Here is a 26,000-nt window from a genome sequence, read left to right as displayed (position 1 = left end):
TGAACGAATCCGCCCTCCTAGCCGCCGCAGAAGCCATGCGAGACGCTGAGATAGGGTATAGGATCAATCTAACGCGTCTGGTCGATGATGTTGCCGAACACACGGCAACGCTGCCCGATGGAAGCACACACATTTTCCCGACGTCGGCAACTGCCTCCGAATTCGTCGAGCGCGAACGTAACTTCGCCATGGCTAAGGCGGCTGTTGAAGCGTATCTGGCGGCAATATATCCGCTTGAGAAGAGGCCTGCAGCGTTCGAAGTTCTCGACACCGAAAACGGAGTTTACCTCACGCGATCGGAGCAGGCTGCAATCAATAACGGCTTTGAATACAACGGTCTTTATCGCCGCGCCGCCGTTCTCACTCCTCCTTCAATACCCTCTGACGAAGGGAGCGAGAAGCCATGAGCGAGATCCCCGTCGACATCATGCAGGCTGCCTACGATTGCGCTCGCGGCATCTATCTGAGCGTTGACGATGCTTACACCCCTTATATGACCGACGACGACATAGAGGTGATCGCCAAGGCCCTCTTAGTGGAGCGCCAGCGTTCCGACTCCCTCAAGGCCCTGTGCGACGAGATGGCGAAGGCGCTGGAACCCTTTGCATCTGCAAAGGATCTGATGCGATGCGCCGACAACGAGAACATCCAAGACACTGATGCAGCCTACAGCATAAAACATCGTGATATTCGGAAAGCTCGCGCTGTCATCGCCATCTATCGCAAGGAGAAGGAGGTGGGGAATGGCTGACCGGCGCGAATTCATAGACGGTAAGCTCGACGAGATTGTCTCTACCAAAGGAGCGCACCTAGAGCATATGGGCAATTCGCGGTGGTTTCTGTCGTTCCAACATGAGGATGGTACTGAAACGGCGATCTGGTTTACCTCGCGGGATTTGATGAAGCCGGCGTTTGAAATCAGGGCATCCGTAAACCGTTCCTCCCCCAATCCTATCCCAGAACAAAGAGACAACATAGGCAGGGAGGGGAAATGAGCGACATCCCTTATTGGCCGGCAGCGATGGATCAAAAAACAGCGGCGGCATATTGCGGCTGTTGCGTCGAGCTTTTCAAGAGGATTTGTCCAGTTCGACCGATTCAATACACACAATCCACAAGGGGGGAGCGATATCTTCGTCAGCGCCTTGACGAGTGGCTAGTATCCATGGACCCTAACAAGCAAAATGCCGCTCCAAAGCGCAAGTTCGGAGACCGGCTGAATGGTGGTGAAAGTGAAGCTCGAAGGGCTTAACGTCATCAAGGCGCGTGGGAAATGGTATGTCTACGTGCGCGAGACCAAGGAAAAGCTGCTCGGCGGCTTCGGTGGCACGCGAGACGAGCTGGAAAAGCGCTTGGCGATGCCGGATTTCATCGCAAAATACAACGCGCGCCGGCTGGTGAGCAAAAACCGCACCTATGACGAAGGGACACTCGGATCCCTCGTACATTGGTTTGAGAACGACTGTTCAAAATACCAGACGTTATCTCAGGCGACGAAGGACGATTATACGAAGGCTTTCACCTATCTACGCCCGGAATTCGATTACCTCGTCGGCGACATCACGCAGGCTGATATCTATGATATCCGTGATAGATGCGCCAAGGAGAAGAAGGGCCGCTTTGCCGACAAAATGGTGTCGGCGCTCTCCTCCATGTTCAGCCAGGCGGTAAAACGCCGCAAGATGGCAATGAACCCCGCACTCGGCCTCGACAAAGCCCATAGCGCAGATCCGAACGCGAATCGTGAATGGCTTCCCCAAGAATGGGAATTCGTAATGGAGAACGCGCCACGCTATCTCCTCACCCCCATGATGATCGCCCGTTATGCAGGCTATCGAGGTCAAACAATTGTAAAATTGGGGTGGAAGGACATCGGCACACATTCAGCCGGATTCGCTTGCTTTCGGAAGGTCACGAAGAAGAATCAGGAAAACGTCATGATTCCGATCGTTCCGGAATTACAGCAACACCTTGACAGCCTTGATCGCAGCGCACTGATGATATGCACGCGGCAAGACGGAACGCCCTGGATTGACGAAAAACAGATGCAGACGTCTGTTAGCCACTATCTGAGAGATCAGGAAGCATTGGGGAATGTGGGGCCCGGAACGACCCTGCATGGGCTCAGGACGAGCTATGCGGCCGATCTAAGCCGGCATGGGGCGGACACCGCAGGAGTCGCGGCCGCGCTCGGGGACAAGTCCGAGAGGATGGGTGCTCATTACACCCGTCATGTCGAAAATGAGACGAAAGTTATCAGGGCATTCGCCGGTAAAAATCGGAAGTCTGCAGAACAGCAATAGAACAGGTTTTGCAAAACGCTACGGATTTACTGCAAAACATCCACTTGACTAAATGGCGTAAGTATTTGAAATACAAAGCACGCGGACGTGGCGAAACTGGTAGACGCAAGGGACTTAAAATCCCTCGGCCTTTGGCTGTACGGGTTCGACCCCCGTCGTCCGCACCATTCAAAGATTTCTCTCGCTAGATCAGATTGTTGTTGACGTTACACGCTCGCGGGCTGCGTAGAGCCGGCAGTCCGTGTGCCGAGCAAAACCAGCGGGACCGCGATTCCATAGATGACGACCACCGAGAGCCAGATGGCTCCGGGCCACGCCTTCTGGACGACAAAGTAGAATGTCGAGAATACGAGCGGGCTGATAATGGAGGCCAAACTTATGGCCGATGTCAGCACGCCCTGGAGCTGGCCTTGGCGCGCCGGATCAACCTGCCGGGTCGCCAGCGCTTGAAACGCCGGTGTGCCGATGCCGGCGAGAGCGAAGATCGGCATGATGGCGAACACCATCCAGCCTTGGTTGGCAAAAGCCATGGCGACAAGAGCGATGCAGGCGAAGGCGATCCCGACGACAACGGCCCAGCGTTCGCCGAGCAGCTTGGTCGCAGGGCCAGGCAAGAATGCCTGCACCAGCGTTTGGCAGATACCGAACATGCCCAGCGAAAGACCGATCCAGAGGCCATTCCACTGGAACGTGTCGAAGCCCCACAATGCCCAGCAGGTGCCGTAGGACTCGCCGGTGGCGCTCAGGATGAAATACACGAGGACGATGGGCAGAAGCCCCTTCATCGAGAAGACCCAACGCAGCGGCCGAAGCGGGTTGAACACGGCCAGATCGATCTTCTGGCCGGACGGGCTGCGAGATTCAGGCAGGATGAACAGCGCCAGCAGCAGATTGCATCCGTTCAGAACGGCGGCCGCGATGAAAGGGAGCCGCAGCCAATAATCGCCGAGCAATCCGCCGAGAACCGGCCCGATGATGAAACCGATGCCAAACATCGCGTTTAACAGGCCGAAGCGACGGGCTCGCCTGTCCTCGGACGAAATGTCCGTGATGTAGGCCGTTGCCACGGAGATATTGGCGCTGGTCAGGCCGGCAATGGCACGGCCAAGCAGCAGCATCCAAAGCTGCGGCGCGAACGCCATGATGACGTAATTGATCGCCGCGCCCGCGAGCGAAATGAGCAGCACAGGACGTCTGCCGAGGTTGTCGCTCAAAGCGCCGAGCACAGGCGCGAAGATGAACTGCATGACGGCATAGAGCGCAGTCATGATCCCGATATAGGGCGCGATATTGTGGGTGTGCGTCACATCCTCAAGAAGGCGCGGGAGAATAGGAAAGATGAGGCTTATGCCGACTGCGTCGAGACAGATTGCGGCGAAGATAACGATAAGGGGTTTGTTCATAATAGGTTTCAATCCATGGAAATAATGAGTTTGCCCGTCACGCGCCCCTTGGCGCTGACGTCCTGTGCCGCTGCCGTTTGCTCAAGCGGAAAAGTCTGTTCCACGCGCAAGCGGAAAAGGCCTAGGGAATAAAGCCGAGCAACATCGGCAAAGATCCGCTCCGGGTCTTTCGGAGGCCCGTGAGAAAACTTCGCGCCGTACTCTTCAGCCGAGAAGTCGGCGACGGAAAGAACGCGCGAGGGATCGCCGACAATTTCGATCAGTTCCGGGATGATTCCAGAGCCGGCGAGATCGAGGGCTGCGTCGATGCCCATGGGCGCCAGCTTTCCTACGCGTTCCGCCAGCCCCCGCCCGTATGTCGTCGGGATGGCGCCGAGCCCGCGCAGATAATCATGCTTTGGCGCGCTCGCAGTGCCGATGACGGTAATCCCGCGCAGGTGTGCAAACTGGATAGCTGCCGAACCAATCCCACCTGCGGCACCGCTCACCAGAAGCGTCTCACCGGATTTGACGCCCACTTCATCCAGAGCGCGTGTAGCCGTGTCGACGATCACAGGCAGGCCGCCGGCCACTTCGAACGACAGATCATCCGGCTTGTGCGCCCAGTGTGTGAGGACCGCATATTCGGCCATCGTGTTTTCGCCGAAGCCGAAGACGGCATCTCCGACCGCGACGTTGGACACACCTGGGCCGACCTCGTCCACGATGCCCGATCCCTCGACACCGAGACCCGAGGGAAATGTCACCTCCTCGAAATCGCGATATTGCCCGTCCCGGCGTTTCCAGTCCGAGGGATTGACCCCGGCGGCTCGGACGGCAATCCGCACCTGACCGGGGCGGGCATGGGGCTCATCGGTCTCGACCACATGCACGACCTCCCGGCCTCCATATTCGCTGAACTGAACTGCCTTCATGAATGTCTCCTTCGGTTTTCTGCGATCCAAGCGCCATACGCTCCGGCAGAACGACGCGCCCACCGCCCAAAATCGGTGGGACGGCAGGCAGGAGCCCGGCTCGCACAGCCGCGTATCTATACCGCGTTCCAATATGTACTCAGTACATAAATACGTCGTTAAGAGTCACATGTCAATGATAGTGTACTCAGTACATAAACCCTGCTACCGTGAGCTTCATGTCAATGCCGCTCGACCGTCGATCCCGTAAGCGCCTCGCCACGCGACGAGCGATCTCGCTAGTTGCCGACCGCCTCTTCTTGGAGCGCGGCTTCGAGAATGTGACGGTGGACGAAATCGCGGCGGCTGCCGATGTCGGGCGGATGACCGTGTTCAATCACTTCCCCCGCAAGGAAGACATGTTCTTCGATCGCGATGAAGAGGGTCGGGAGACCCTGCGCGAAGCCTTGCGACAGCGCGATATCAGCGTCGCTCCGATCGAGACGTTGCGTCTGCTCGCGCATCGACTGGTTGCGGAACAGAAACCTTATGTCGAGTTCTCCGCCAGGAGCCAAGGCTTTATAGAAACGATCGAGCGCAGCGAAACCCTCAAGGCTCGGGCTCGGGCAATACGCGACGAGCTCGCGCAGCTCGTCGCGGTGGCGCTATCAGAATGCGCAGGGCGAGAACCTACCGATCCCGATGCCGGTCTGGCGGCTAGCCTGCTCCTGGCGACGTGGACCGTAGCCTTCCTCCAGGCTCACCGGACCTTTCGGCAGACGCGAGATACAGAGGAAGCGAAAGCCGCCTTTCTCGCTATTGTCGATAAGGGAACTATCGGCCTGAAAGCCGCACTGGCAGGCACGCCTTACGCCTGAGCCACTAACTCCGGCCCAATAACGCACGGCGCGCTTTGGTCGCTCGTCATCCGCAACGAAAAAGGCGCAGCTTTCGCCGCGCCTCTCTCTAGGTGTTATGCAAAACTCGAATTAAGCGAAAAGCTTGGCAGCGATCTTGGCGACATGGGCGCCCTGGAACTTTGCTGCTTCCAGCTCGATTTCGGAAGGCTGACGCGAGCCGTCGCCGTTGGTGATGGTAGAAGCGCCGTAGGGCGAGCCGCCCTTGACTTCCTCGGTGCCCATCTGGCCCTGGAAGGCATAGGGAAGGCCGACAACGACCATACCCTGATGGAGAAAGGTCGGGATGAAGCCGAGGATGGTCGATTCCTGGCCGCCGTGCTGCGTGGCGGACGAGGTGAAGGCCGAGCCGACCTTGCCGACGAGCTTGCCGCCGAACCAGAGGCCGCCGGTCTGATCCCAGAAATTGCGCATCTGCGAGGCAACCGTGCCGAAACGCGTGCCGGCGCCGACGATGATCGCATCATACTCGGCCAGCTCGTCCGGCGTTGCGATCGGTGCTTCCTGGTCGACCTTGAAGTAGGAGGCCTTTGCAACCTCTTCCGGCACCAGCTCGGGCACGCGCTTGACGGTGACTTCGGCACCGGCGGACTTTGCGCCCTCTGCAACGGCATAGGCCATCGTCTCGATGTGACCGTAGGCGGAATAGTAAAGAACCAAAACCTTAGCCATGAACGTCTCCTGTTTGTTGGACGCATTGAGTGTCGAGGCAAGTTTTATCAGTGATGAGACGGGGGCGCAGCCCCCATGCCCGGAACGCACTGTTCATCCCCTATAGACGAAAATTCACTTGCGCGGCCTCAAGGCGACTAGCACTGGCCGTGAAAACGACAGTTTGCATTCGCGAAAAACGGCGCTACCTATTTCGAACCTTTTGCGAACGCGCCGCTGCGCAATTTCACGGATGTTTTCATGACAAACGAAACCATTGTCACCGCCGCCATGCTGGCCATCGGCGACGAGCTGCTCTCCGGCCGGACGAAGGACAGGAATATCGGCCATCTCGCCGATATCCTGCTGCTTGCCGGCATCGATCTGAAGGAGGTTCGTATCGTCGCGGATGATGAAGACGCCATCGTATCGGCGCTGAATGCGTTGCGCGGCACGTATGATTATGTCTTCACCTCAGGCGGCATCGGCCCGACGCATGACGATATTACCGCCGATGCTATCGCCAAGGCGTTCGGCGTGCCCTGCGAGCACGATGCCGAGGCCATGCGGCTGATGGCTGAGATGTATGCCAAGCGCGAGATGGAATTCACCGAGGCCCGCCAGCGCATGGCGCGCATGCCTGTGGGATCGAACCACATCGCCAATCCGGTCTCGACCGCACCCGGCTTCAATATCGGCAATGTCTATGTGATGGCCGGCGTGCCGCAGGTTTTCCAGGCGATGCTCGACAATGTCGTGCCGACGCTTCGGACCGGTGTGCGCATGCTCTCCACCACGATTTCCTGCCCTTACGGTGAAGGTGAGATCGGCACGCCGCTCGGCATCATCCAGAAAGCCCATCCGGATACCAGCATCGGTTCCTATCCGCGCTATATCGGCCAATCCTTCTCGACCGAAATTGTCGTCAGAGCCCGCTCTGCCGAACTGGTTGAAAGTGTCGCAGCGGAAGTGCGCGCGATGATCGAGGCCATCCGACAGTCGAAAGCCAAGGAAAATCAGTCCGCCCAGGCATGACGTTCAACGATGGCGTGCATTTTATCAGGGAACCATGAACGGGTTCAGCGCATTATTTCGATGCGGAATGCTGATATAATGAAGCGATCCAACCCTCCGCATGGGAGATCACGTCATGTCCTATAAAACCATAGTGACCGTTCTCGACAATCCCGACAACACGCGCATCGCCACCGATTTTGCGGCGGCCTTCGCAAAGGAGCATGGCGCCCACATTGTCGGCCTGCATGCGGAAATCATCTCGACCGTGCCGCTCGTGGCGCCGATGGAAATCCCGGATCCCGTCGCCGTGCAGGCGCTTCAGGATGTCGCCCATAGTCAGGCTATCGAAATCGAGCGGCTGTTTCGCACGAAGATGGAGGGTGCCGGCCTCGACTATGAATGGCGCAGCTTTACCAGCACCGTCGGCTACGGCACCGAGCCCTTGGTCGAAAGTGCCCGCAGCGCCGATCTGCTGGTTGCCGTGCAACCGGATCCGTCCAAATATTCCGACACCCAGGTCGATGTCGAAACTTTCCTGTTCGATAGCGGCCGCCCGGTACTGTTGATCCCCTATATCCTGAGTACGCCGAAACCCGTGCGTCGCGTGCTGATTGCCTGGAATGGCTCCAAGGAGGCGGCGCGCGCCACCTTCGATGCCCTGCCCTTCCTGAAAGCCGCCGATTCCGTGGAAATTCTTTCGGTCAGCACATCCGAGAGAGACACACACCCCTCGAAGGAAAGCGGCGTTCAGATCGCGGCGGCGCTGACGCGCCACGGCGTTCGCGCCAGATTCGAAACGGCGGCCTGTACCGGCAAGTCCACGCCATCGCAAGTCATCGAAAATCGCCTTGCCGACAACAGCATCGATCTGCTCGTCATGGGCGCCTATACGCATTCCTGGCTCTGGCAGATGATCTTCGGCGGCACGACGCGGACATTGCTGCAATCCATGACGGCGATGACGCTTCTGGCCCGCTGATCGGCTTTGCCGCTTAAACCAGACGGTTCCCCACTGGAAACTGCACCGGTTCGCTGCATGGCAGCTATTGCCTTTTGACCGCAAATCCAGCAGAAAGCAGCGACCGATGACAGAATTCCCGTCAGGGAACCGTTCGCGCGGTCCATGGAACATGATCCCGAAAGGCATATCGCTCTTTTCCGGATGAGATCCTGTTCAAGTCGATATCAAGCGAATCGCGTTCCGGATTTGGTTTATGGTCCGCGCCCGCCGCGGGGGTCTGCTCAGGGTCGCCGGCAGCGCCGGCGCGTCGTTATTCCATGCCCCGGAGCCTGCTGCCATGTCCCTGCCCGATAAAGCCTTTCCCGTATCCTGGGATCAGTTCCATCGCGATGCCCGCGCGCTTGCCTGGCGGCTTGCCGGCCTCAACCGCGAATTCAAGGCGATCGTCTGTATCACCCGCGGCGGCCTGGTACCGGCCGCTATCATCTCGCGCGAACTCAATATCCGCGTGATAGAGACCGTCTGCGTCGCGTCCTATCACGACTACACAAGCCAGGGGGAGATGAACCTTCTCAAGGGCATTGCGCCGGAACTGGCGGTCAACGGCGGCGAAGCCGTCCTCGTCATCGACGATCTGACCGATACCGGCAAGACAGCCGTCGAAGTCCGCGCCATGCTGCCGAAGGCGCATTTCGCCTGCGTCTATGCCAAGCCCAAGGGCGTGCCGACCATCGATACCTTCATCACCGAGGTAAGCCAGGACACCTGGATCTACTTCCCCTGGGACATGGGCTTCACCTATCAGGAGCCGATCGCCAAGGGTCATCGCGGCTGAATTCCGCGCAAGCCGCGCGAATCAGCAATGATTCTGTCCGCTGTACCAAAGCGGGACTCGGACTATCGAAATAGAGGTGGGCGCTGCGGCGTCCACTATATTTAGCGGATGCTAAACGATGAGAACATGTGAGATTCAAGGCTTTCCCAGCGAATCATAAGACACCACGGCATGCTTTTGCCTCGCCGCCAATGGTTTCAGGGTCACGGTCACAATATTGTCGCGTTTGACCCCCGCAGCGATGGATTTTACCGCATCCCCGATCGAGCGATGGGCGAGCGTCCGCCCACAAGCTGTTGAATCCTTTGATCTCCTGACATTTCCCCAGTTTCCACAGACAAGCCCACAAGATATTGTGGTTAACAATCCTTCTCAAACCACCCCTTGACGAAAACGGGTCTTTCAAAGTTAATGGACGACGTTGCGGCGGCGACTGGACCGGATGGAATGACGAGGGCTGGTCCTCAACTCGAAATCGGATTTGGATTCAGGGCGATGCACCATGACCGGTGGCCGCCGTGAGGGTTTTTGTGCCGATATCGATGCTGCCAAAAAAACGTATGCGGGGACTGGCGGCAATAAGCTGTTAATACTATATTTAGTGTTTGCAGCCACCATCACCACAAGATACAGGAAGGCCATCTCCGGATGACACCTCCTGTCTGAAAGCGGATTGAAGACTGGCTGCGCGTTGAAATCGCGAGGCCGGATTGGGATTTTTGCGCCCTGTTCTCCCCACAGGCGCGCCAACGAATGAGGATTGGGACCATGCGCATCGAACGTCGCTTTACGAAGGCCGGTCAGTCACCCTACGCGGATATCGAATTCCGCAAGGCGACCAGCGAGATCAAGAACCCCGACGGTTCGATCGTGTTCCGCCTTGAGAATATCGATGTGCCCGCGCAGTTCTCGCAGGTTGCCGCCGACATTCTGGCGCAGAAGTATTTCCGCAAGGCCGGCGTGCCCGCCAAGCTTAAGAAGGTCGAGGAAAACGACGTTCCTTCGTTCCTGTGGCGTTCCGTTCCCGATGATGCTGCCCTGAAGGATTTGCCCAAAGAGCAACAGACCGGCTCCGAAACCGATGCGCGTGAGGTTTTCGACCGTCTGGCCGGCACCTGGACCTACTGGGGTTGGAAGGGCGGCTATTTCTCGTCCGAGGAAGACGCCTCCGCTTTCCAGGACGAGCTCGCTTATATGCTTGCCACCCAGCGCGTCGCGCCGAACTCTCCGCAGTGGTTCAACACCGGCATGCACTGGGCCTACGGCATCGACGGCCCCGGCCAGGGCCACTTCTATGTCGACCCCTTCACCGGCAAGATCACCAAGTCCAAGTCGGCCTATGAGCATCCGCAGCCGCATGCCTGCTTCATTCAGTCGGTCGAGGACGACCTCGTCAACGAAGGCGGCATCATGGACCTCTGGGTTCGTGAAGCCCGCCTCTTCAAGTACGGCTCCGGCACCGGCTCGAATTTCTCGCTGCTGCGCGGCGAAGGCGAAAAGCTGTCCGGCGGCGGCCGTTCCTCCGGCCTGATGAGCTTCCTGAAGATCGGCGACCGCGCTGCCGGCGCCATCAAGTCGGGCGGCACGACGCGCCGCGCCGCCAAGATGGTCGTCGTCGACATCGATCATCCCGATATCGAGGAATACATCAACTGGAAGGTCAAGGAAGAGCAGAAGGTTGCCGCCCTGGTCACCGGCTCGAAGATCGTCGCCAAGCACCTGAAGGCGATCATGAAGGCCACGGTCAATTGCGAAGGCGACAACGACAATTGCTTCGACCCGGCCAAGAACCCTGCCCTGAAGCGCGAAATCCGCGCCGCCAAGAAGGATCAGGTTCCGGAAAACTACGTCCAGCGCGTCATCCAGTTCGCTCGCCAGGGCTACAAGGATCTCGAGTTCAAGACCTATGACACCGACTGGGATTCGGAAGCCTATCTCACTGTATCAGGTCAGAACTCCAACAACTCGGTCTCGATCAAGGACGACTTCCTGCGCGCCGTCGAGAACGATGGCGACTGGAACCTGACGGCCCGCAAGGACGGCAAGGTCATCAAGACGCTGAAAGCCCGCGACCTCTGGGAATCGATCTCCTATGCCGCCTGGGCATCGGCCGATCCGGGCCTGCATTTCAACACGACGATGAACGACTGGCACACCAGCCCGGCTGCCGGCCCGATCCGCGCATCCAATCCGTGCTCGGAATACATGTTCCTCGACGACACGGCCTGCAACCTTGCTTCGCTGAACCTGATGACCTTCAAGGACGCGGCGACGAAGCGCATCAACATCGCCGATTACGAACATGCCGTCCGGCTCTGGACCGTCGTTCTCGAAGTCTCCGTGATGATGGCGCAGTTCCCGTCGCGCCGCATCGCCGAGCTTTCCTATGAGTATCGCACGCTCGGCCTCGGCTACGCCAACATCGGCGGCCTGCTGATGTCGTCGGGCATTCCCTATGATAGCGGCGAAGCTCGCGCCATCGCCGGCTCGCTGACCGCGATCATGACCGGCGTCGCCTATGCGACCTCGGCCGAGATGGCGTCGGAACTCGGGACGTTCCCTATGTTCAAGCCGAACCGCGAGAATATGCTGCGCGTCATCCGCAACCATCGTCGCGCCGCCTACGGCGAGACTTCGGGCTATGAAGGCCTGTCGGTCAACCCGGTGGCGCTGATCCACTCCGAAAATCCGGACAAGGATCTCGTTGCCCATGCCAAGGCCGCCTGGGACAAGGCGCTGGAACTCGGCGAGAAGCACGGCTACCGCAATGCTCAGGCGACCGTGATTGCGCCGACCGGCACGATCGGCCTCGTCATGGATTGCGACACGACCGGCATCGAGCCGGACTTCGCTCTCGTAAAGTTCAAGAAGCTCGCCGGCGGCGGCTACTTCAAGATCATCAACCGCGCCGTTCCGGAAGCGCTGCGTTCACTCGGCTATTCCGAAAGCCAGCTCGCCGAGATCGAGGCCTATGCCGTCGGCCATGGCAATCTGAACCAGGCTCCGGCCGTCAACCCCTCGACACTGAAGGCCAAGGGCTTCACCGACGAGAAGATCGACGCCGTCAACGCTGCCCTCAAAAGCGCCTTCGACATCAAGTTCGTCTTCAACCAGTGGACGCTCGGCGCCGACTTCCTGAAGGGCGTGCTCAAGGTTTCCGACGAGCAGATGGCCGACATCAGCTTCAGCCTGCTCGACCATCTCGGCTTCTCCAAGAAGGACATCGAGGCCGCCAACATCCATGTCTGCGGTGCGATGACCCTGGAAGGCGCGCCGTTCCTGAAGAACGAGCACCTCGCCGTCTTCGATTGCGCCAACCCCTGCGGCAAGATCGGCAAGCGTTATCTCTCGGTCGAGAGCCATATCCGCATGATGGCGGCTGCCCAGCCCTTCATCTCTGGCGCCATCTCCAAGACGATCAACATGGCGAACGAAGCAACCGTCGAAGATTGCAAGAACGCATACATGCTGTCCTGGAAGCTCGGCCTCAAGGCGAACGCGCTCTATCGCGACGGCTCGAAGCTCAGCCAGCCGCTCAACTCTTCGCTGATCGAGGACGACAGCGACGAGGATGCGATGGAGGAATTCCTGCAGGCTCCGGCTGCCGCCCAGGCCGTCACCATCACCGAGAAGATCGTCGAGCGCGTGATCGAAAAGGTCATACGCACGCAGGAGAAGCTGCCGGGTCGCCGCAAGGGCTACACCCAGAAGGCCAAGATCGGCGGACACACGATCTTCCTGCGCACCGGCGAATATGACGACGGCCGCCTTGGCGAAATCTTCCTCGACATGAACAAGGAAGGCTCGGCGCTGCGCGCCTTCATCAACAACTTCGCTATCTCGGTCTCGCTCGGCCTGCAATACGGCGTGCCGCTCGAGGAATATGTCGACGCCTTCACCTTCACCAAGTTCGAGCCCGCCGGCATCGTCACCGGCAACGACGCGATCAAGAACGCCACGTCGATCCTCGACTATGTGTTCCGTGAACTGGCCATCTCCTATCTCGGCCGTCACGACCTCGCCCATGTCGATACGTCCGACTTCAACAATACGGCGCTTGGCCGCGGCGTATCGGAAGGCAAGGCCGATGTCTTTTCAAAGGGTCTGACCCGTGGCTACAAGCCGACGCTGGTGCCAACCAGCGGCGAGCGCCCGGCAGCCGAGGTAAAGGGCGCTGCCACAGCCGCCCCGGCACGCGCAGCCTCGCTCGCGACCGTCACGGCTTTTGCCGGCAACACGGTGCGCAAGCTGGAACCGGCGACCGCCATCTCCACCTCGGAAGTCGTCGCCTTCAAGCGCGACTATGAGGAACGCGCCAAGGAGCTGGCCGAAGAGATCGCAGAAGAAGTTGTCAGCGAAGTCGCCGAATCCACCGGCCTCTTCACCGACAAGGCCGCAAGCGAAGCGGCAGCTGCCAAGAAGCTGGAATCCGAACGCCGCGCCCGCTCCATCATGCAGGGCTACACCGGCAACATGTGCACGGAATGCCAGAACTTCACGATGGTTCGGAACGGGACTTGCGAGAAGTGCGACACCTGCGGAAGCACGAGCGGCTGCAGCTGAGCATTCACCTAGTTGGGGTTAGTGCCGTGCCATGAAGTATGACTCGGCGCCATATGGGGACATCATGATACACGTTAGTTGAAAGGGCTTACGCCGGAAGGGACTCCAGAATGACGGTAGAACATCTTGCAGGTGCATGGCGGTTGCTCGACGTGCAGCTTCCTAGCGGTTGGAGGATTGTTGAAACCGTTGGCTGGGATCCCTCAACGGGTATGGGGATTGACCACTACAACGGAACTGGTGGCCATTTCTCAGTACCGTACATCGTTGAAAGGAATGGAATACGTGCCTTTCTAAAAGCCATCGATCTAACGTCTGCTATGCGATCGATGAATGTTCTTGATGCGCTTCATCAGATCACTTCCGCCCACAGCTTCGAGGCACGGATCCTCAAGATATGTGACGGCGAAAAAATGGATCGAGTCGTTGTAGCGCTCGAAAGCGGACAGGTTTCGGTCGGTCCAAACCTACAAGACAAAGCGCCTTATCTCATCTTCGAGTTAGCTGACGGAGACGTTCGTCGCCGTGTCCAGAAGATTAACGACGGCCACAGACTTGCTTGGTGGCTCCATGCTATGCACCACATAGCCGTCGGATTGAACCAACTTCACTCGAGACGTATAGCCCATCAAGACTTGAAGCCATCGAATGTGCTGGCTTTCGGCAATACGCGCGACTTTCGAGTTGCCGACCTTGGACGCGCCATCTGGGACGGAACGGCAGGCCCACACGACGAACTACTATTCTCTGGCGATTTTGGATATGCACCGCCAGAAATTCTGTATACGCAGCTCGACCCTGATTGGGCCACCCGTCGCCTTGGATGTGACCTTTATTTGCTCGGAAGCATGATTTTCTTTTTCGCAACTGGATTCGGATGCACTCAGCAACTGATTTCTCGCCTATCTGTATCGGAACGCCCCCAGACTTTGCGTGGTACATGGAAGAGCGACTATGCTTCCGCCCTTCCGATCATTCAGCACTATTTTACAGATCTTCTCGCCGAACTTCGCGAGGGACTTGATACTGCGGTTGCCGATGAGCTTATCAAGGCGGCATCGGAACTTTGCAACCCGGATCCCGCCTATCGAGGCCATCCAATTGACCGAGGTCGAGCAGGAAACCGCTTCTCGCTCGTTCGGTATATCGCGCTTTTTGACCGCCTTGCAAAGCAAGCCGAAATTAATTTCAGAACGGCCATCTAAGTGATCGAGAATGACGACCTCTCAAACCGGCAAACTATCCCACGCTGGTTGTCGATAAAGGAGTCGCGATTGCTAGGGGAACTCGGCGCGCCCAGCACCAAGGTTCTCTTGTCTCATACTGACATAATTGCTCAAGCGGAGCGTTTCTTAGAGGCTGAGTATAAACTCGGGTTGGAAAGATGGCTCGCCAGCCGATCTGATGCCGATGCCGATGCCGAAGAATTGATCAGCATAGCGTCGATTGCGAACCGAATCGATGACCCCGAAGTAAAACGTGCAAGTGACTTTCTTCTGCAGCGCTTGCAACGAGACGAAATCCGGCAAGGTTTCCTAAGCCGACTATTAGAGCATAGGAATACTTCGAACGGTTCTCTGCCTACGGAGGAAGCGCAGATAAGGGTTGAAATATCTAGGCGCAAGAGGCTGCTGGATCTGAACCCTCGCGATGCTCTTCGCCTTACAGAGACTGCTCTTTTGTATGTGATCATCGGCCAGACGAAGCAGGCTTGGTCCTTGCTTCGTCGTGCATTGATTTTACGTCCTGACGATCGGTACGTTTTGCGGGCAACGTCTCGATTCTTCATGCACAGAGGTGAGCCCGACGTAGCGCTGGACGTATTATCCCATTCGCCGGCCGTTCGCATTGATCCGTGGCTAAAGTCAGCACGGCTTGCGATCGAGGCTGTATCAGGTCGATCTCCCAGCGGCTGGAAGAAGGCGAAGGCGCTCCTCACAGATTCAAGTTTCTCTCCAAGGGATTTGTCCGAGCTCGCCGTGCAAATGGGCTCGATGGAGTATGAAGCGGGTTCCCGAAAGCAGGCTCTTCGCATGCTGCGCCTTGGTGCAGTTAGTCCAACGGAGAATGCTGTTGCGCAAATCGGATGGGTAGCCCGCAAAAAAAGAGGACTCCGAGCGGGAGAGCTGGATGTTGACGTTTCTCTGTCCCATGAGGCTTCCGCATACGCGTCATATGAGCAGGGGAATTGGAGTGAAGCTGTTAGCCACTGCGAGGCTTGGAGAAAGATTGAGCCTTTCAGTGCTCGCCCGGTAATTCACGGAACTTTCGTTGCCTGCGTATCGATGGAAGCACTCGGTGCTGCATCCGCACTTGGAACCCTAGGTCTGCTTGCGAACTCGAAAAACAAGACGCTTTTGAACAATCTGGCGGTCGTCAAAGCATTCCAAGGTCAGCTCGAAGAGTCGCATGCCCTGCTGCTGCGAGCTCAAGCAACGGACGGCGACGAAGACGAAGAAATTATCGTATTGGCCTCAAGCGGGTTGCTCGACTTTCGTGAAAGCCGTCCCGAAAGTGGTTTAGATAAATACATCGAAGCCATGGAGAAGGCGATCAATCGAAAGAATCATGGCTTGGCGTTCCGTGCGTTTTGCTATTTGTCGCGCGAAATCGCGCATATTGACGACAAAGCTGGTGTCTTCCTGCTTGAGAAAATCGATAGCAACATTGCGAAAGCAGAGAAGCGCAACATAACAATTCCCAAAGACATCATCATAATGCGAGAGCAAATCGTTACATCCATTAGATCGATTGAAGCAATTTGGACGGCACCCACTTTGAGCTTTCGTGGGCTGGACGATTTCTTCGGGGATGGTGCGCTGCAATAGATGCCAGCACTCCCTCAAGCACCTGCAGATACCAAATGTGTTTCGGCGTGCAAACATTGGACGTACCGGCTGACAAGGAAGCGGGTTAGGAGGCCTGAAGGCGCGTCTCGATAGACCTGGCGTGCTGTAACGGAGACATTGGAAAGGCCTCGGAGGCGAAAGCTTCCGGGGCCTTTTTGTTGAGATCAATGTCCACCAAATCTTTCTGAAAAAATCGATAGTTCGAATAGACGTTACGGCGATGCCGTTCGAGCGCTTTGTGCCGTGCCGCATGATGGATTAAACGTCAATTACCTCTCCTCCCCCGCAAATCGACCAACTCTGACGCCATTTATATAGACAAGCCCAAACTCCGGGAAAACAATGGGCCGTTGCCGCGAAATTCAACGTCTCTGGAAGATCTAAGTGACGTAAATATTCTATTTTTCAATATGATAGCGGAGGTTTGAGTGCGGCTGTTTGGGGTAGTTTTCTGATGGAGACATGGCTCGTACTATCGAATTGCCAAACATTTGGTCTTGCGAATTCCTTGAAGCTTCTCGGTCCTCGTTTCCACATAGACTCCATGGACGTATGGGCGTTCAGAAAGAACATCGAAAAATACAAGGAAGAATTGCCCCGATATTTCAGGGTTATCATTCACCCACAATTCCGCAATATCGACTTTGATTTCGGTATCGCTCAGAATCTTGACTTCATCCCCTCGATCAATTTCGACGCTTACCATCCGGACGTCTGCTACGCCTTTTCGGACGGTCCGATCGAAAGCCCGATGGGGTCCTATCATTCCATGATCGTTCTGGCGGCATATGAGGCTGGATTGGGCGTAGAGGCAACGCGCAGGCTCTTCCGGCGCGATGTCTTCGAAGGCTGCGGCTTCTTCTCACGCTGGGAACAGGAGCGGGCACAGCTCCTCCAACACTTTTCAGAGCATGGCCTGGATATTTCGTCCTCCTTCATGCAATGGTCTCGCGGCGATGCCTTCATGTATTCCGTGAACCATCCGAAGATTCGCTGCATATATGATATAGCCCGCACCTTCCTGCGGCGGCTGGGAGTCGATACCGCCGACGGCGAGATCATGCCTGCCGACAATCTTTTGAATGGTCCATGCTATCCGGTCTATCCGGAGATTGCCGAGACGCTTGGCGTCAAGGGATCATATCTTTTCAAACTGCCTAATGAATATCGCCTCATTTCCCTGGAGCAGTTCATTGAGTTCAGCTTCGGGATCTATTCGCGTCTTCCACCTCGCTCGATCCACGTCGAGGGCGCGGTTCGCCCGCGGTACGAAAACGTCAAAGCAGTCATTGCGGAGGCAGCCTGATGACAAATCCCTATACGGCGATAAAGAGTTACCAGCTTTGGCGGCGTTCGGTAGCGCGTGTCGAAACTCATCTTTTTGATCCGGTCGTGAATCCGAAATTCCGCCTCGACAAGACGACGAAGATCGCAACCGCTGGAAGCTGTTTCGCTCAGCATATTTCTCGCCAGCTCCAGCGGATCGGCTTCCATTACTTTGTTCCGGAAAGTGGCGAGGGGTTGGCGGAAGACGAGCGCATGCGGCGGAATTTCGGCGTTTTCTCAGCACGTTATGGCAATCTCTATACCGCCCGGCAGTTGCTGCAACTGTTCGAGGAGGCTTTCGAGGGTAGAGCACCGGCGGAACAGGCTTGGCAACGCAGCGACGGGCGGTATGTCGACCCCTACAGGCCGCAGATCGAGCCGGACGGGTTCGAAACGATCGAAGCGGTGAAGGATGCCCGCAGACAGCATCTTGCCGACGTACGCTCCGTTTTCACGGAAGCGGATGTGCTGGTTTTCACTCTGGGTCTTACGGAAGCGTGGCAATCGAAGGTCGACGGTTCCGTATTTCCCCTTGCCCCTGGCGTGGTTGCGGGCTCTTTCGATCCGGAACGGCACGAGTTCATTAATTTCACCGTGGCTGACGTCGATACGGACCTTACGCTTTTCCTCGAGAAGCTTAAGGAAAGGAACCCTCGCATAAAAATATTGCTGACCGTTTCTCCGGTGCCGCTCATTGCCACTTACGAGAACAGAAATGTTCTTGTGTCGACGACCTACAGCAAGTCTGTGTTGCGGGTGGTCGCGGATCAGGTCGTTTCGCGCTTCGAGTGGGTCGACTATTTTCCCTCATATGAAATCATCACCGGGAGCTATGCCGGCGGTCTCTATTATGAAGCCGATTACCGCGAGGTGAATTCACGCGGCGTTGCCCACGCCATGCGTTGCTTTGTCAGGAATTACACAGCCGATCCGACGTATTCATTCCGGCGCAAAGAGGAGGCGCAGGTCGTGGCAATCGAGCCTACGCGTCGGGATATCATCTGCGACGAAGAGGCAATCGATGCGGTGCGCGCATAGCGCCTGCCGGCCGGCTAATCGCCACGCTTGTCGGCGGCACAGCGGATATCCTCAATAATCCGCTCTCATCGCGATGAAGCGATTCCGGAGTCAAAAGCAGCGACCCAGGGTATACGAAACCCAATCAACGCATCAGGCGCAATCTGTACTAAATTCTCGCTTTAAAAATACCACCACAGCGGGAACGACGATATCGTCCGTGTGCACTTGCCTGCAGATCGGTTGTCGGTGTCGCGTAATCATGCACGACTTCAATGACTTGCGGGAAGCTCTCCGTCTTTGAGTGAATGACTTCAATGTTGGATAAGGGGCGATTGCATGTCTGATGTCTTTGAATCGTTTATTGCCAGAGAGCGGATTGTCGGCCCGCACAAGTTCGATGTCTACATTGAGGACGAACTGGCGCGCCAATGGTACAACTATCCCAATCAATGGCAGAGCGAGCGGCAATGGTGGATCGACACTATCAAACCGGGCTCGATGGTCCTCGAATGCGGTGCCCATCAGGGCCTGACGACCGTTCTCCTGGCCTTATGCACGGGGCCGACAGGGGTAGTTCATGCCTGGGAGGCATCACCCAGCAATGCCGAGATGATCGAGCGCAATGCAAAGCTGAACAATCTGCACAATATTGTCGTTCACCCGCGCGCGGCCGGAGACAGGGATGGATTGCTCCCGGTTCACGATAGCCTGGGTTCATTCATGGTTCTACCGTCTGACGATGATCCAAGACTATCGACGAAAGTCGAGGTCGTCAGGCTCGACGATGATTATGATCACTCCAGAAAGGTTGACTTCCTGAAAATCGACGTAGATGGCGCCGAGCTCGAAGTTATGCTGGGGGCGCCCCGAATTCTGTCTGATCGTCCCTATATCAACCTCGAGCTTCACAATTTTCTCTTCGAAAACCCCACGAGGACAGTCTCCAAAATCGTCGAGATATTTGAGGATCTGGAATACAGCTTCAAAGTGGACTGCTACGATGGCAAGGACATTGCGGATGTCGGCACAGCCTTGGATATTACTTGGCTGACGAGCTTCAAATTCGTGCAGTTGTTCTGCACGCCGATATAAGGACTTACAGACGGCTCCGTGACGGGCGGCATAGACAGAGATCCTCTATCCATGCCACTGAACTCCACTACTTACCGTCATGCTCTCAAAAACCTGCGACAGAGCCGCCAACCCGTGGCATAAGGCCCCCGAAACTTATTCTTTGGGCCTCTCGTAGACATGATCCGTATAGAAAACATCAGCAAGCAGAACAGCCATCGCATCCTCTTCATCGAGGCGTCCGCTGCGCTCAACAGGGGTGAGAGCGTCGGGCTTGTCGGCCCCAATGGCGCCGGCAAGACGACGCTTTTTCGGATGATCACCGGACAGGAGCAGCCCGATGAGGGCCAGGTCTCGGCCGATAAGGGCGTGACCATCGGTTACTTCAACCAGGATGTCGGCGAGATGGCGGGCCGCAGCGCCGTTGCCGAAGTGATGGAGGGAGCCGGCCCTGTCAGCATCGTTGCTGCCGAATTGCGCGAGCTGGAAGCCGCCATGGTCGATCCGGACCAGGCCGACAAGATGGATGAGATCATCGAGCGTTACGGCGAAGTGCAGGCGCGCTACGAGGAGCTTGACGGCTATGCGCTGGAAGGCCGTGCCCGCGAAGTGCTTGATGGCTTGAGCTTCAGCCAGGAGATGATGGACGGCGATGTCGGCGCGCTTTCGGGCGGCTGGAAGATGCGCGTGGCGCTTGCCCGCATCCTGCTCATGCGCCCTGATGTCATGCTGCTTGACGAGCCGAGCAACCATCTGGATCTCGAAAGCCTGATCTGGCTGGAGTCCTTCCTGAAGGGCTATGAAGGCGCGCTTTTGATGACCTCGCACGACCGCGAGTTCATGAACCGCATCGTCACCAAGATCATCGAAATCGATGGCGGCAACTTGACCAGCTATTCGGGCGACTATGAGTTCTATGAGCAGCAGCGCGCCCAGAACGAGAAGCAGCAGCAGGCACAGTTCGAACGCCAGCAGGCGATGCTCGCCAAGGAAATCAAGTTCATCGAGCGCTTCAAGGCGCGCGCCTCGCACGCGTCTCAGGTGCAGAGCCGCGTGAAGAAGCTGGAGAAGATCGATCGCGTCGAACCGCCGAAGCGGCGCCAGACGGTCGCTTTCGAATTCCAGCCGGCGCCGCGCTCCGGCGAAGACGTGGTCAACCTGAAAAACGTCCATAAGAAATACGGCAGCCGCATCATCTATGAAGGGCTTGATTTCATGGTGCGCCGCAAGGAACGCTGGTGCATCATGGGCATCAACGGCGCCGGCAAGTCCACCCTGCTGAAGCTGGTGGCGGGCTCGACGCAGCCGGACGCTGGCAGCGTTGCCTTGGGCGCCAGCGTCAAGATGGGTTATTTCGCGCAGCACGCCATGGATCTTCTCGATGGCGAGCGCACCGTGTTTCAGCAGCTCGAACACGATTTCCCGCAGGCGGGCCAAGGGTCGCTGCGCGCACTTGCAGGGTGCTTCGGCTTCTCCGGCGACGATGTCGAGAAGAGATGCCGGGTGCTGTCGGGTGGCGAGAAGGCGCGGCTTGTCATGGCGATCATGCTCTTCAACCCGCCGAACCTCCTCGTGCTCGACGAGCCCACGAACCATCTGGATCTCGACACGAAGGAAATGCTCATCAAGGCATTGTCGCAATACGAGGGCACCATGTTGTTCGTCTCGCACGACCGGCATTTCCTCGCAGCGCTCTCCAATCGTGTGCTGGAACTGACGCCCGAGGGCGTTCACCAGTACGGCGGCGGCTATACGGAATATGTGGCGCGCACCGGCCATGAGGCGCCCGGTCTGCATAGCTGACGCCCCTGCGAGCCAGCGTCAGTGCACGTCTGCAGGCAGTGCGGCTCCGGCATTGATGACGGCAACGGGCACCGTTCTGCCGCGCACGCGGATTTCGATGCGGCGGCGTGACTCCACGGCACCGCCTTGGCCTGAGGTGATCGTATCGCCGGGCAGGATCAGCTGAGCGGCGGACATCGGCAGGATGGTGGCATCCTTCAGCTTGGGATTGGCCTTGAGAACGTTGGCGACCGCGATGGCGCGGGCGAGCCCCAGCCCGGCATTATCGGCCGGCAGCAAGGCCGATATCGGCAGCTTGCCGTCCATCGCGCTGATCAGCGTATCGTCGAGATTGGATTTTTCGCGCGCTATCGGCTGTTCGTCGGTGTGGCCGATCACCTCGACGATATTGGCGCCGTAGAGGCTCAGATTGCTGGCAATTTCGTCCGTGATCGTGGTGTCGAGCAGTCGCGCGAAAGTGCCGGTGAGCTCGGCGCTGCCCGACTGGAAATAGTTCTTCTTGGCATCGTCGAGATTGATGATGGGGGGCCAGTCATGGGCGCCCTTCCCGCCTGCATTGCCGGCCAGCAGCTTGTCGACCTCGTCCGGGGCTGCCGTCAACGCGACGCCATGTTCCTTCAGCACCGCCGCGACCTTCGAAAGCGCCTGTAGATCGGCTGGTGTCGCACCGTCGCTCGCTATGCTGTCGAGCGTCTCGCGCGCAAGGACCAACTCACGCCACTGCTTCTCCACGATTGCCTTGTCCGCTGCCGAGAGATCGCCAGAGACGAGCTTCGATTGCAACTGTACGATCTGCGCTGCCTGCTCGACCCGCTTCCTTTCCAGCAAGACGATTTGCTGTTCGGTCTTCTCAAGCTTGCGCTCGACCTCGTAGCGGCGATTTCTCTCTGCCGAAATCATGGCGGCAGCGACGAGCAGCAGGCAGAAGACCAGAAGCAACATGGATTCGGCCATCGTCAGACCGAGGATAAGGCCACGATTATAGCCCCTGTGCTCCAGTTTCGTCGTGCTGTCCGGGGCTTCCGTTACCATAGGCGCCACCAGCGTTTTCGTGGCACGGCTTCGTCCTTCGCTACGGTGCCGCCATCATCGGCTTTCGGTTTTGGCGGCGGCGTTTGCCCCATCGCCTCCGCCATGCGATTGAGCGCCTCTTCGATATTACGCAACGGCTGCAGCTGCGCCTCGGACATCTCCTTGATGGCGACAATCGCCGGCGCCAGCTCGGCACTGACAACATCCTCAGGCGAACGGATCTCCTCCAGCTTCTTGCCGACGCTTTCGACAGTGGTGCCGAACTTGCCGATGATATCGGAGAGCTGCGACGTCGTTGCCGTCAGCTGTGCCGCCGCATCGTTGATCGGGGTTACCGCCTGCTTCGCCAGCACCTCCAGGATCTTGCTGATCTCCTGGCCGTTGCGCTCGGCCTGGTGCGCGATCTCCTCGAACCCTTCCGACAGCATCTGATTGCTGACCCGCCGATAATGAGAGAATTCGCGCGACGAGGAGTCAAGTTCGGTGCGCACCCGCCGGGTCATCTCGGCAAGCTCGTGGCGCACGCTGCGTTCTATGTCGATCGGGTCGCGCCGCATCTGGTTGAAGAGGATGCGCAGCGTCACACCGGCGATCGTCGAGGTCACGGCGATGCCGAAATTGCGGACGATGGTCTCGATCGATGTTTCGCCGGCGAAGAGATAGAGCGAAACGCCCAGGCTCGACAGGGTGAAGAGGAAGCCCATGTAATAGAGATTGTCGCCGGCCTGCTCGTTGTGCAGCCGAAATCCGGCGAAGGCCAGCGATACCACGAAGTAGATGCCCATCAGCAGCAGAGGCACGCCTGTCACGATCGGCAGCGACAAGCCCATGAGCTTCGACGACCAGATGAAGATCATGCCGCCGATGGTGACCGATGCGAAGAGGAGCATCGGCCCGTAGTCTCGAATGACGTATCTCGCCTCGGTGCCGGCCATCAGCGTATCCCCTCCAATCGCACGAATCCGTCGAAATGGCCGTTATTGTCCTTGATCCACTGCGCCCAGAAATTCGCGAGATCCTCAATGCTGAACTTCATATTCGGCCTTTGAAAGGCGAGAATCTTGACCGCGACACCGTCCAGCGACGTGCGGAACCTATCGTTGGCGGAGCTATGCAGGAACTTCTGGTAGGAGGCGCCATCGCGATAATTCGAGAAGGCTGTCGTATGTTCGATCATGTCGGAGGCGACGAACAGGCGTTTCGGCATGCCGCCCGGCGCGCCGGCGAAGACCTCCAGGTTGATCTTCTGGATGGCCGCCATGATCGGCGATTGCGTGCCGGATTCTCCGACACTCAGCTTACCGGCAATATCCGCAAGCGGCTTCTGGAAACCCTTTTCCCAGCGCGCCTGCGCCAGGCGAGGATTGCTGGTCCATTCGTCCACATTCGCCCCGCTTCCTGGGTTACAGCCGTGGAAGGTCTGGATGAGCTCGCCCTCCTTTTCCGTCAGAGCGTAGATGTCGATCGCACCACCGACGGGCACTTCGGCGACGATCTTCTGGAACTGGTTGCGCAGATCGAGCGCCGTCGTATCCGAGATCGGATCGGTGACATCGAGCAATATGGCCGTTTCCGCCTTCGGTCCGTCCACCTGGCAGAGCGACGCCTGATCGACGGCGACATTGCCGCTCGCCTTGTAGCGCAGCCAGCCATAGGCGCCGACGATCCCGAGAGACAGGACGGCAAGGCAAACCGTTGCGATAATGAGGCCGGCGGAGCCGCCGCGCCGACTACGCCGCTTGCGTCGCGCCAAGGGTGCTCTCCGGGAAAAGATTGTCGAGCTTGTGGTACTTCTCGATGGCGCTCTCGAATTCGTCGCCGATCCGCTTGATCTGCTCCGACAGCTCGGCCTGTGCGCTCTGGATGCGTGCGCCAAGCACCTTGTCGTCCCATTCTTCTTCGGTGCGCAGCACCGACGTCAACCGCTCCATTTTGTAGGCGGATGCGAAATAGGACGGTTCCGGCTCGGTGCGTGCGCCTCTGTTGGCATCGCGGTAGGCGGTGAGCAGCACGTTGGCGGCGCGTTCGAGATGGTTCTGGTGTTCGGCGAAAAGGCCGGCGGTCCTGCTGCGATGAGCGATGATGGCCGCCGTCTCCTGCCGGCGCAGCGAGAGGTCGCGGATGATTTCCTCGATCTTGCTGTTGTGCTCGTCGCGGATCTCGCGAAGGTCCTCGATCAGATCCAGCTTGCGGTCGATATAATTGTCTCTCGCGACATCGAGGCGTTTCTGCACGCCGGCGAAGCCAGGATAGGGATCGGTGAGATAGCAGCCGTCGATAAAGGCGACGAGCGAGAACATCAGGCCGACGGCGAAAAGCATCCAGGAGTTCAGCTCCTGCAGCCCCAGCGGCGCCGTCTTCAAGCGCTGTATCACCTCGGCGCCGGCGCCGCTCAAAATGGTGGCCGAGACCTCGCGGTAGTGCGCCAGCGCGATGTTGATCCCCAAGGCCACGCCGACATAGGCGACGAGCCCGATCAAGCCGAGCAGCTTCAGTGCATAGGATCGATGCAGGAGGAAGCGGACGCAGAAGAAGGAGAACATCAGCGCCGTTCCGATGTTGAGAAACGCGAAGGCAGCCGCTTCCGTCACGCCGCCGACGACGCCCTGCTCGCTCCCCTTGGCGAGGAAACTGCCGTTCATCACCATTTCAATGAGAACGAGAAAGACGATGAGAGAGACCTTGAAGCCCCAGGCGGCCTTGCTGGAGACCTTTGCCGCGCGCTGCAGCCTGTGCCTGGCCTTGAAATCCACCATTTCATCCTCGGCGGTCTTCAGATTGCGGCGCAGGCCGTGCAGCTCGTCGACGCCGCTTGCCACCTCCGCCTTGAAATCCGATAGGCTCGAGGCGTTCGCCTGGCGGATCAGCCCGAACTGTCCTTCGAAATCGAGATTGCGCAGGCGGCTGTCGAAGGTCTGGAGCTGATCCTCGAGGACCTGATAGGAGCTCTTCTTCTCCGCTTCGACCCAGGCGACGATCCGCTGCTCCGTCTCGTCGAATGATTGCGCGTCTGATCCGGGCCGGTTCAACCGTCCCGCTGCGGCACCTTTCTCTTTCAAGTCGAGGGTCGACCCGAGCTTGTCGATATCGACGACGGGAAAGACGTCCGTCGAGGCCCGGAAATCATGGCTGGTCTCCCGAACGCTTTCCCAGAGGCGGTTTAAGGCTTCGAAACGCAATGATCTTCCCCGGCGAATTCATCAACTTAAAAAGGACAAACGATAGATCGATACCGCACCGGTTGTTCCCGGTCCATAGCGATCTAGCCAAGGTTAGGATGCGATTGTGGTAAAGACTAGCCCGATGGGACAGTGAGCGGAAAACGCTCGTTCCGGCCGCGCCAGACTTGGCGGTTC

The 26,000-nt window shown here is 58.0% G+C and carries 22 protein-coding genes and 1 tRNA gene; 16 read left to right on the top strand and 7 right to left on the bottom strand.

The window, feature by feature from the left end:
• From JTP94_RS31620 to JTP94_RS31600, 5 genes are all read left to right on the top strand, one after another.
• Positions 1-407: hypothetical protein (locus JTP94_RS31620; RefSeq protein WP_204854309.1), on the top strand; the 407-nt coding region annotated here is incomplete at its 5' end.
• Positions 404-751: a hypothetical protein gene (locus JTP94_RS31615; RefSeq protein ID WP_204854308.1), complete on the top strand. Its 348-nt coding sequence runs from the start codon at positions 404-406 to the stop codon at positions 749-751. The genes JTP94_RS31620 and JTP94_RS31615, both read left to right, overlap by 4 nt.
• A complete protein-coding gene (locus tag JTP94_RS31610; RefSeq protein ID WP_204854307.1) occupies positions 744-995 on the top strand; it encodes a hypothetical protein in 252 nt (83 codons plus the stop codon). The genes JTP94_RS31615 and JTP94_RS31610 overlap by 8 nt, the downstream gene beginning before the upstream one ends.
• Before the next feature lie 225 nt (positions 996-1,220).
• Positions 1,221-2,303, top strand: coding sequence for a tyrosine-type recombinase/integrase (locus JTP94_RS31605; RefSeq protein WP_204854306.1), 1,083 nt, complete (start codon positions 1,221-1,223; stop codon positions 2,301-2,303).
• Between the two features lie 81 nt (positions 2,304-2,384).
• A tRNA-Leu gene (locus JTP94_RS31600) sits at positions 2,385-2,470 on the top strand.
• Between the two features lie 39 nt (positions 2,471-2,509).
• On the opposite strand, the gene JTP94_RS31595 is transcribed toward JTP94_RS31600, so the two are convergent.
• Together JTP94_RS31595 and JTP94_RS31590 are read right to left on the bottom strand one after the other, a co-directional pair.
• Positions 2,510-3,706 carry a TCR/Tet family MFS transporter gene (locus tag JTP94_RS31595; RefSeq protein ID WP_204854305.1) on the bottom strand — a complete coding sequence of 399 codons (1,197 nt, stop codon included), beginning with the start codon at positions 3,704-3,706 and terminating at the stop codon, positions 2,510-2,512.
• A gap of 8 nt (positions 3,707-3,714) precedes the next feature.
• Positions 3,715-4,620 carry an NADP-dependent oxidoreductase gene (locus tag JTP94_RS31590; RefSeq protein ID WP_204854304.1) on the bottom strand — a complete coding sequence of 302 codons (906 nt, stop codon included), beginning with the start codon at positions 4,618-4,620 and terminating at the stop codon, positions 3,715-3,717.
• 218 nt (positions 4,621-4,838) lie between these two features.
• On the opposite strand from JTP94_RS31590, the gene JTP94_RS31585 reads away from it, so the two are divergent.
• Positions 4,839-5,477, top strand: a complete 639-nt coding sequence (locus JTP94_RS31585) for a TetR/AcrR family transcriptional regulator (RefSeq protein ID WP_204854303.1) — start codon at positions 4,839-4,841, stop codon at positions 5,475-5,477.
• A gap of 111 nt (positions 5,478-5,588) precedes the next feature.
• On the opposite strand, the gene wrbA is transcribed toward JTP94_RS31585, so the two are convergent.
• On the bottom strand, positions 5,589-6,188 hold the full coding sequence (wrbA, locus tag JTP94_RS31580; protein ID WP_204854302.1) for an NAD(P)H:quinone oxidoreductase type IV: 600 nt from the start codon (positions 6,186-6,188) through the stop codon (positions 5,589-5,591).
• Between the two features lie 240 nt (positions 6,189-6,428).
• Between wrbA and JTP94_RS31575 the strand changes: the two genes are divergently transcribed.
• From JTP94_RS31575 to JTP94_RS31530, 10 genes are all read left to right on the top strand, one after another.
• Complete coding sequence (locus tag JTP94_RS31575) at positions 6,429-7,202, top strand: competence/damage-inducible protein A (protein ID WP_204854301.1); 774 nt, start codon at positions 6,429-6,431, stop codon at positions 7,200-7,202.
• Between the two features lie 115 nt (positions 7,203-7,317).
• Positions 7,318-8,163, top strand: a complete 846-nt coding sequence (locus JTP94_RS31570; RefSeq protein WP_204854300.1) for a universal stress protein — start codon at positions 7,318-7,320, stop codon at positions 8,161-8,163.
• A 319-nt stretch (positions 8,164-8,482) separates the two neighbouring features.
• A complete protein-coding gene (gpt, locus tag JTP94_RS31565) occupies positions 8,483-8,980 on the top strand; it encodes a xanthine phosphoribosyltransferase (protein WP_204854299.1) in 498 nt (165 codons plus the stop codon).
• Positions 8,981-9,748: 768 nt separating this feature from the next.
• A complete protein-coding gene (locus JTP94_RS31560; protein ID WP_204854298.1) occupies positions 9,749-13,543 on the top strand; it encodes a vitamin B12-dependent ribonucleotide reductase in 3,795 nt (1,264 codons plus the stop codon).
• Positions 13,544-13,653: 110 nt separating this feature from the next.
• Positions 13,654-14,748 (top strand): protein kinase domain-containing protein, encoded by a 1,095-nt coding sequence (locus JTP94_RS31555; protein ID WP_204854297.1) that lies wholly within the window; start codon positions 13,654-13,656, stop codon positions 14,746-14,748.
• Between the two features lie 69 nt (positions 14,749-14,817).
• Positions 14,818-16,371, top strand: coding sequence for a hypothetical protein (locus JTP94_RS31550; RefSeq protein WP_204854296.1), 1,554 nt, complete (start codon positions 14,818-14,820; stop codon positions 16,369-16,371).
• A gap of 475 nt (positions 16,372-16,846) precedes the next feature.
• A complete protein-coding gene (locus tag JTP94_RS31545) occupies positions 16,847-17,698 on the top strand; it encodes a WcbI family polysaccharide biosynthesis putative acetyltransferase (protein WP_204854295.1) in 852 nt (283 codons plus the stop codon).
• Complete coding sequence (locus JTP94_RS31540) at positions 17,698-18,756, top strand: GSCFA domain-containing protein (RefSeq protein WP_204854294.1); 1,059 nt, start codon at positions 17,698-17,700, stop codon at positions 18,754-18,756. Before JTP94_RS31545 ends, JTP94_RS31540 begins: the two co-directional genes overlap by 1 nt.
• A gap of 318 nt (positions 18,757-19,074) precedes the next feature.
• Positions 19,075-19,830: an FkbM family methyltransferase gene (locus JTP94_RS31535; RefSeq protein ID WP_204854293.1), complete on the top strand. Its 756-nt coding sequence runs from the start codon at positions 19,075-19,077 to the stop codon at positions 19,828-19,830.
• Positions 19,831-19,989: 159 nt separating this feature from the next.
• The gene (locus tag JTP94_RS31530) at positions 19,990-21,612 is read left to right on the top strand and encodes an ABC-F family ATP-binding cassette domain-containing protein (RefSeq protein ID WP_204854292.1); all 1,623 of its coding nucleotides are present in this window, start codon (positions 19,990-19,992) and stop codon (positions 21,610-21,612) included.
• 18 nt (positions 21,613-21,630) lie between these two features.
• Here JTP94_RS31530 and JTP94_RS31525 read toward each other — a convergent pair whose 3' ends face one another.
• The 4 genes from JTP94_RS31525 to JTP94_RS31510 are packed head-to-tail and all read right to left on the bottom strand — an operon-like array spanning position 21,631 to position 25,823.
• Entirely contained in the window at positions 21,631-22,644 is a 1,014-nt protein-coding gene (locus tag JTP94_RS31525) for an OmpA family protein (RefSeq protein ID WP_204854291.1), read from the bottom strand.
• Positions 22,638-23,579, bottom strand: a complete 942-nt coding sequence (locus tag JTP94_RS31520; RefSeq protein WP_204854290.1) for a hypothetical protein — start codon at positions 23,577-23,579, stop codon at positions 22,638-22,640. The genes JTP94_RS31525 and JTP94_RS31520 overlap by 7 nt, the downstream gene beginning before the upstream one ends.
• The gene (locus JTP94_RS31515) at positions 23,579-24,397 is read right to left on the bottom strand and encodes a hypothetical protein (RefSeq protein WP_204854289.1); all 819 of its coding nucleotides are present in this window, start codon (positions 24,395-24,397) and stop codon (positions 23,579-23,581) included. Before JTP94_RS31515 ends, JTP94_RS31520 begins: the two co-directional genes overlap by 1 nt.
• Positions 24,375-25,823 carry a hypothetical protein gene (locus JTP94_RS31510; RefSeq protein WP_204854288.1) on the bottom strand — a complete coding sequence of 483 codons (1,449 nt, stop codon included), beginning with the start codon at positions 25,821-25,823 and terminating at the stop codon, positions 24,375-24,377. Before JTP94_RS31510 ends, JTP94_RS31515 begins: the two co-directional genes overlap by 23 nt.
• Positions 25,824-26,000 lie beyond the last annotated feature (177 nt).

It is taken from the genome of Martinezella lusitana, from assembly GCF_016901135.1.
Taxonomy (GTDB): domain Bacteria; phylum Pseudomonadota; class Alphaproteobacteria; order Rhizobiales; family Rhizobiaceae; genus Rhizobium; species Rhizobium lusitanum_D.
This window is presented reverse-complemented; position numbering and strand designations above follow the sequence as displayed.

Coding starts and splice junctions, on each gene's coding strand:
- JTP94_RS31575 (WP_204854301.1), top strand. CDS start 6,429: ATGACAAACGAAACCATTGTCACCGCCGCCATGCTGGCCATCGGCGAC.
- wrbA (WP_204854302.1), bottom strand. CDS start 6,188: ATGGCTAAGGTTTTGGTTCTTTACTATTCCGCCTACGGTCACATCGAG.
- JTP94_RS31545 (WP_204854295.1), top strand. CDS start 16,847: ATGGAGACATGGCTCGTACTATCGAATTGCCAAACATTTGGTCTTGCG.
- gpt (WP_204854299.1), top strand. CDS start 8,483: ATGTCCCTGCCCGATAAAGCCTTTCCCGTATCCTGGGATCAGTTCCAT.
- JTP94_RS31560 (WP_204854298.1), top strand. CDS start 9,749: ATGCGCATCGAACGTCGCTTTACGAAGGCCGGTCAGTCACCCTACGCG.
- JTP94_RS31590 (WP_204854304.1), bottom strand. CDS start 4,620: ATGAAGGCAGTTCAGTTCAGCGAATATGGAGGCCGGGAGGTCGTGCAT.
- JTP94_RS31520 (WP_204854290.1), bottom strand. CDS start 23,579: ATGGCCGGCACCGAGGCGAGATACGTCATTCGAGACTACGGGCCGATG.
- JTP94_RS31530 (WP_204854292.1), top strand. CDS start 19,990: ATGATCCGTATAGAAAACATCAGCAAGCAGAACAGCCATCGCATCCTC.
- JTP94_RS31610 (WP_204854307.1), top strand. CDS start 744: ATGGCTGACCGGCGCGAATTCATAGACGGTAAGCTCGACGAGATTGTC.
- JTP94_RS31585 (WP_204854303.1), top strand. CDS start 4,839: ATGTCAATGCCGCTCGACCGTCGATCCCGTAAGCGCCTCGCCACGCGA.
- JTP94_RS31570 (WP_204854300.1), top strand. CDS start 7,318: ATGTCCTATAAAACCATAGTGACCGTTCTCGACAATCCCGACAACACG.
- JTP94_RS31595 (WP_204854305.1), bottom strand. CDS start 3,706: ATGAACAAACCCCTTATCGTTATCTTCGCCGCAATCTGTCTCGACGCA.
- JTP94_RS31535 (WP_204854293.1), top strand. CDS start 19,075: ATGTCTGATGTCTTTGAATCGTTTATTGCCAGAGAGCGGATTGTCGGC.
- JTP94_RS31525 (WP_204854291.1), bottom strand. CDS start 22,644: ATGGTAACGGAAGCCCCGGACAGCACGACGAAACTGGAGCACAGGGGC.
- JTP94_RS31540 (WP_204854294.1), top strand. CDS start 17,698: ATGACAAATCCCTATACGGCGATAAAGAGTTACCAGCTTTGGCGGCGT.
- JTP94_RS31615 (WP_204854308.1), top strand. CDS start 404: ATGAGCGAGATCCCCGTCGACATCATGCAGGCTGCCTACGATTGCGCT.
- JTP94_RS31555 (WP_204854297.1), top strand. CDS start 13,654: ATGACGGTAGAACATCTTGCAGGTGCATGGCGGTTGCTCGACGTGCAG.
- JTP94_RS31605 (WP_204854306.1), top strand. CDS start 1,221: ATGGTGGTGAAAGTGAAGCTCGAAGGGCTTAACGTCATCAAGGCGCGT.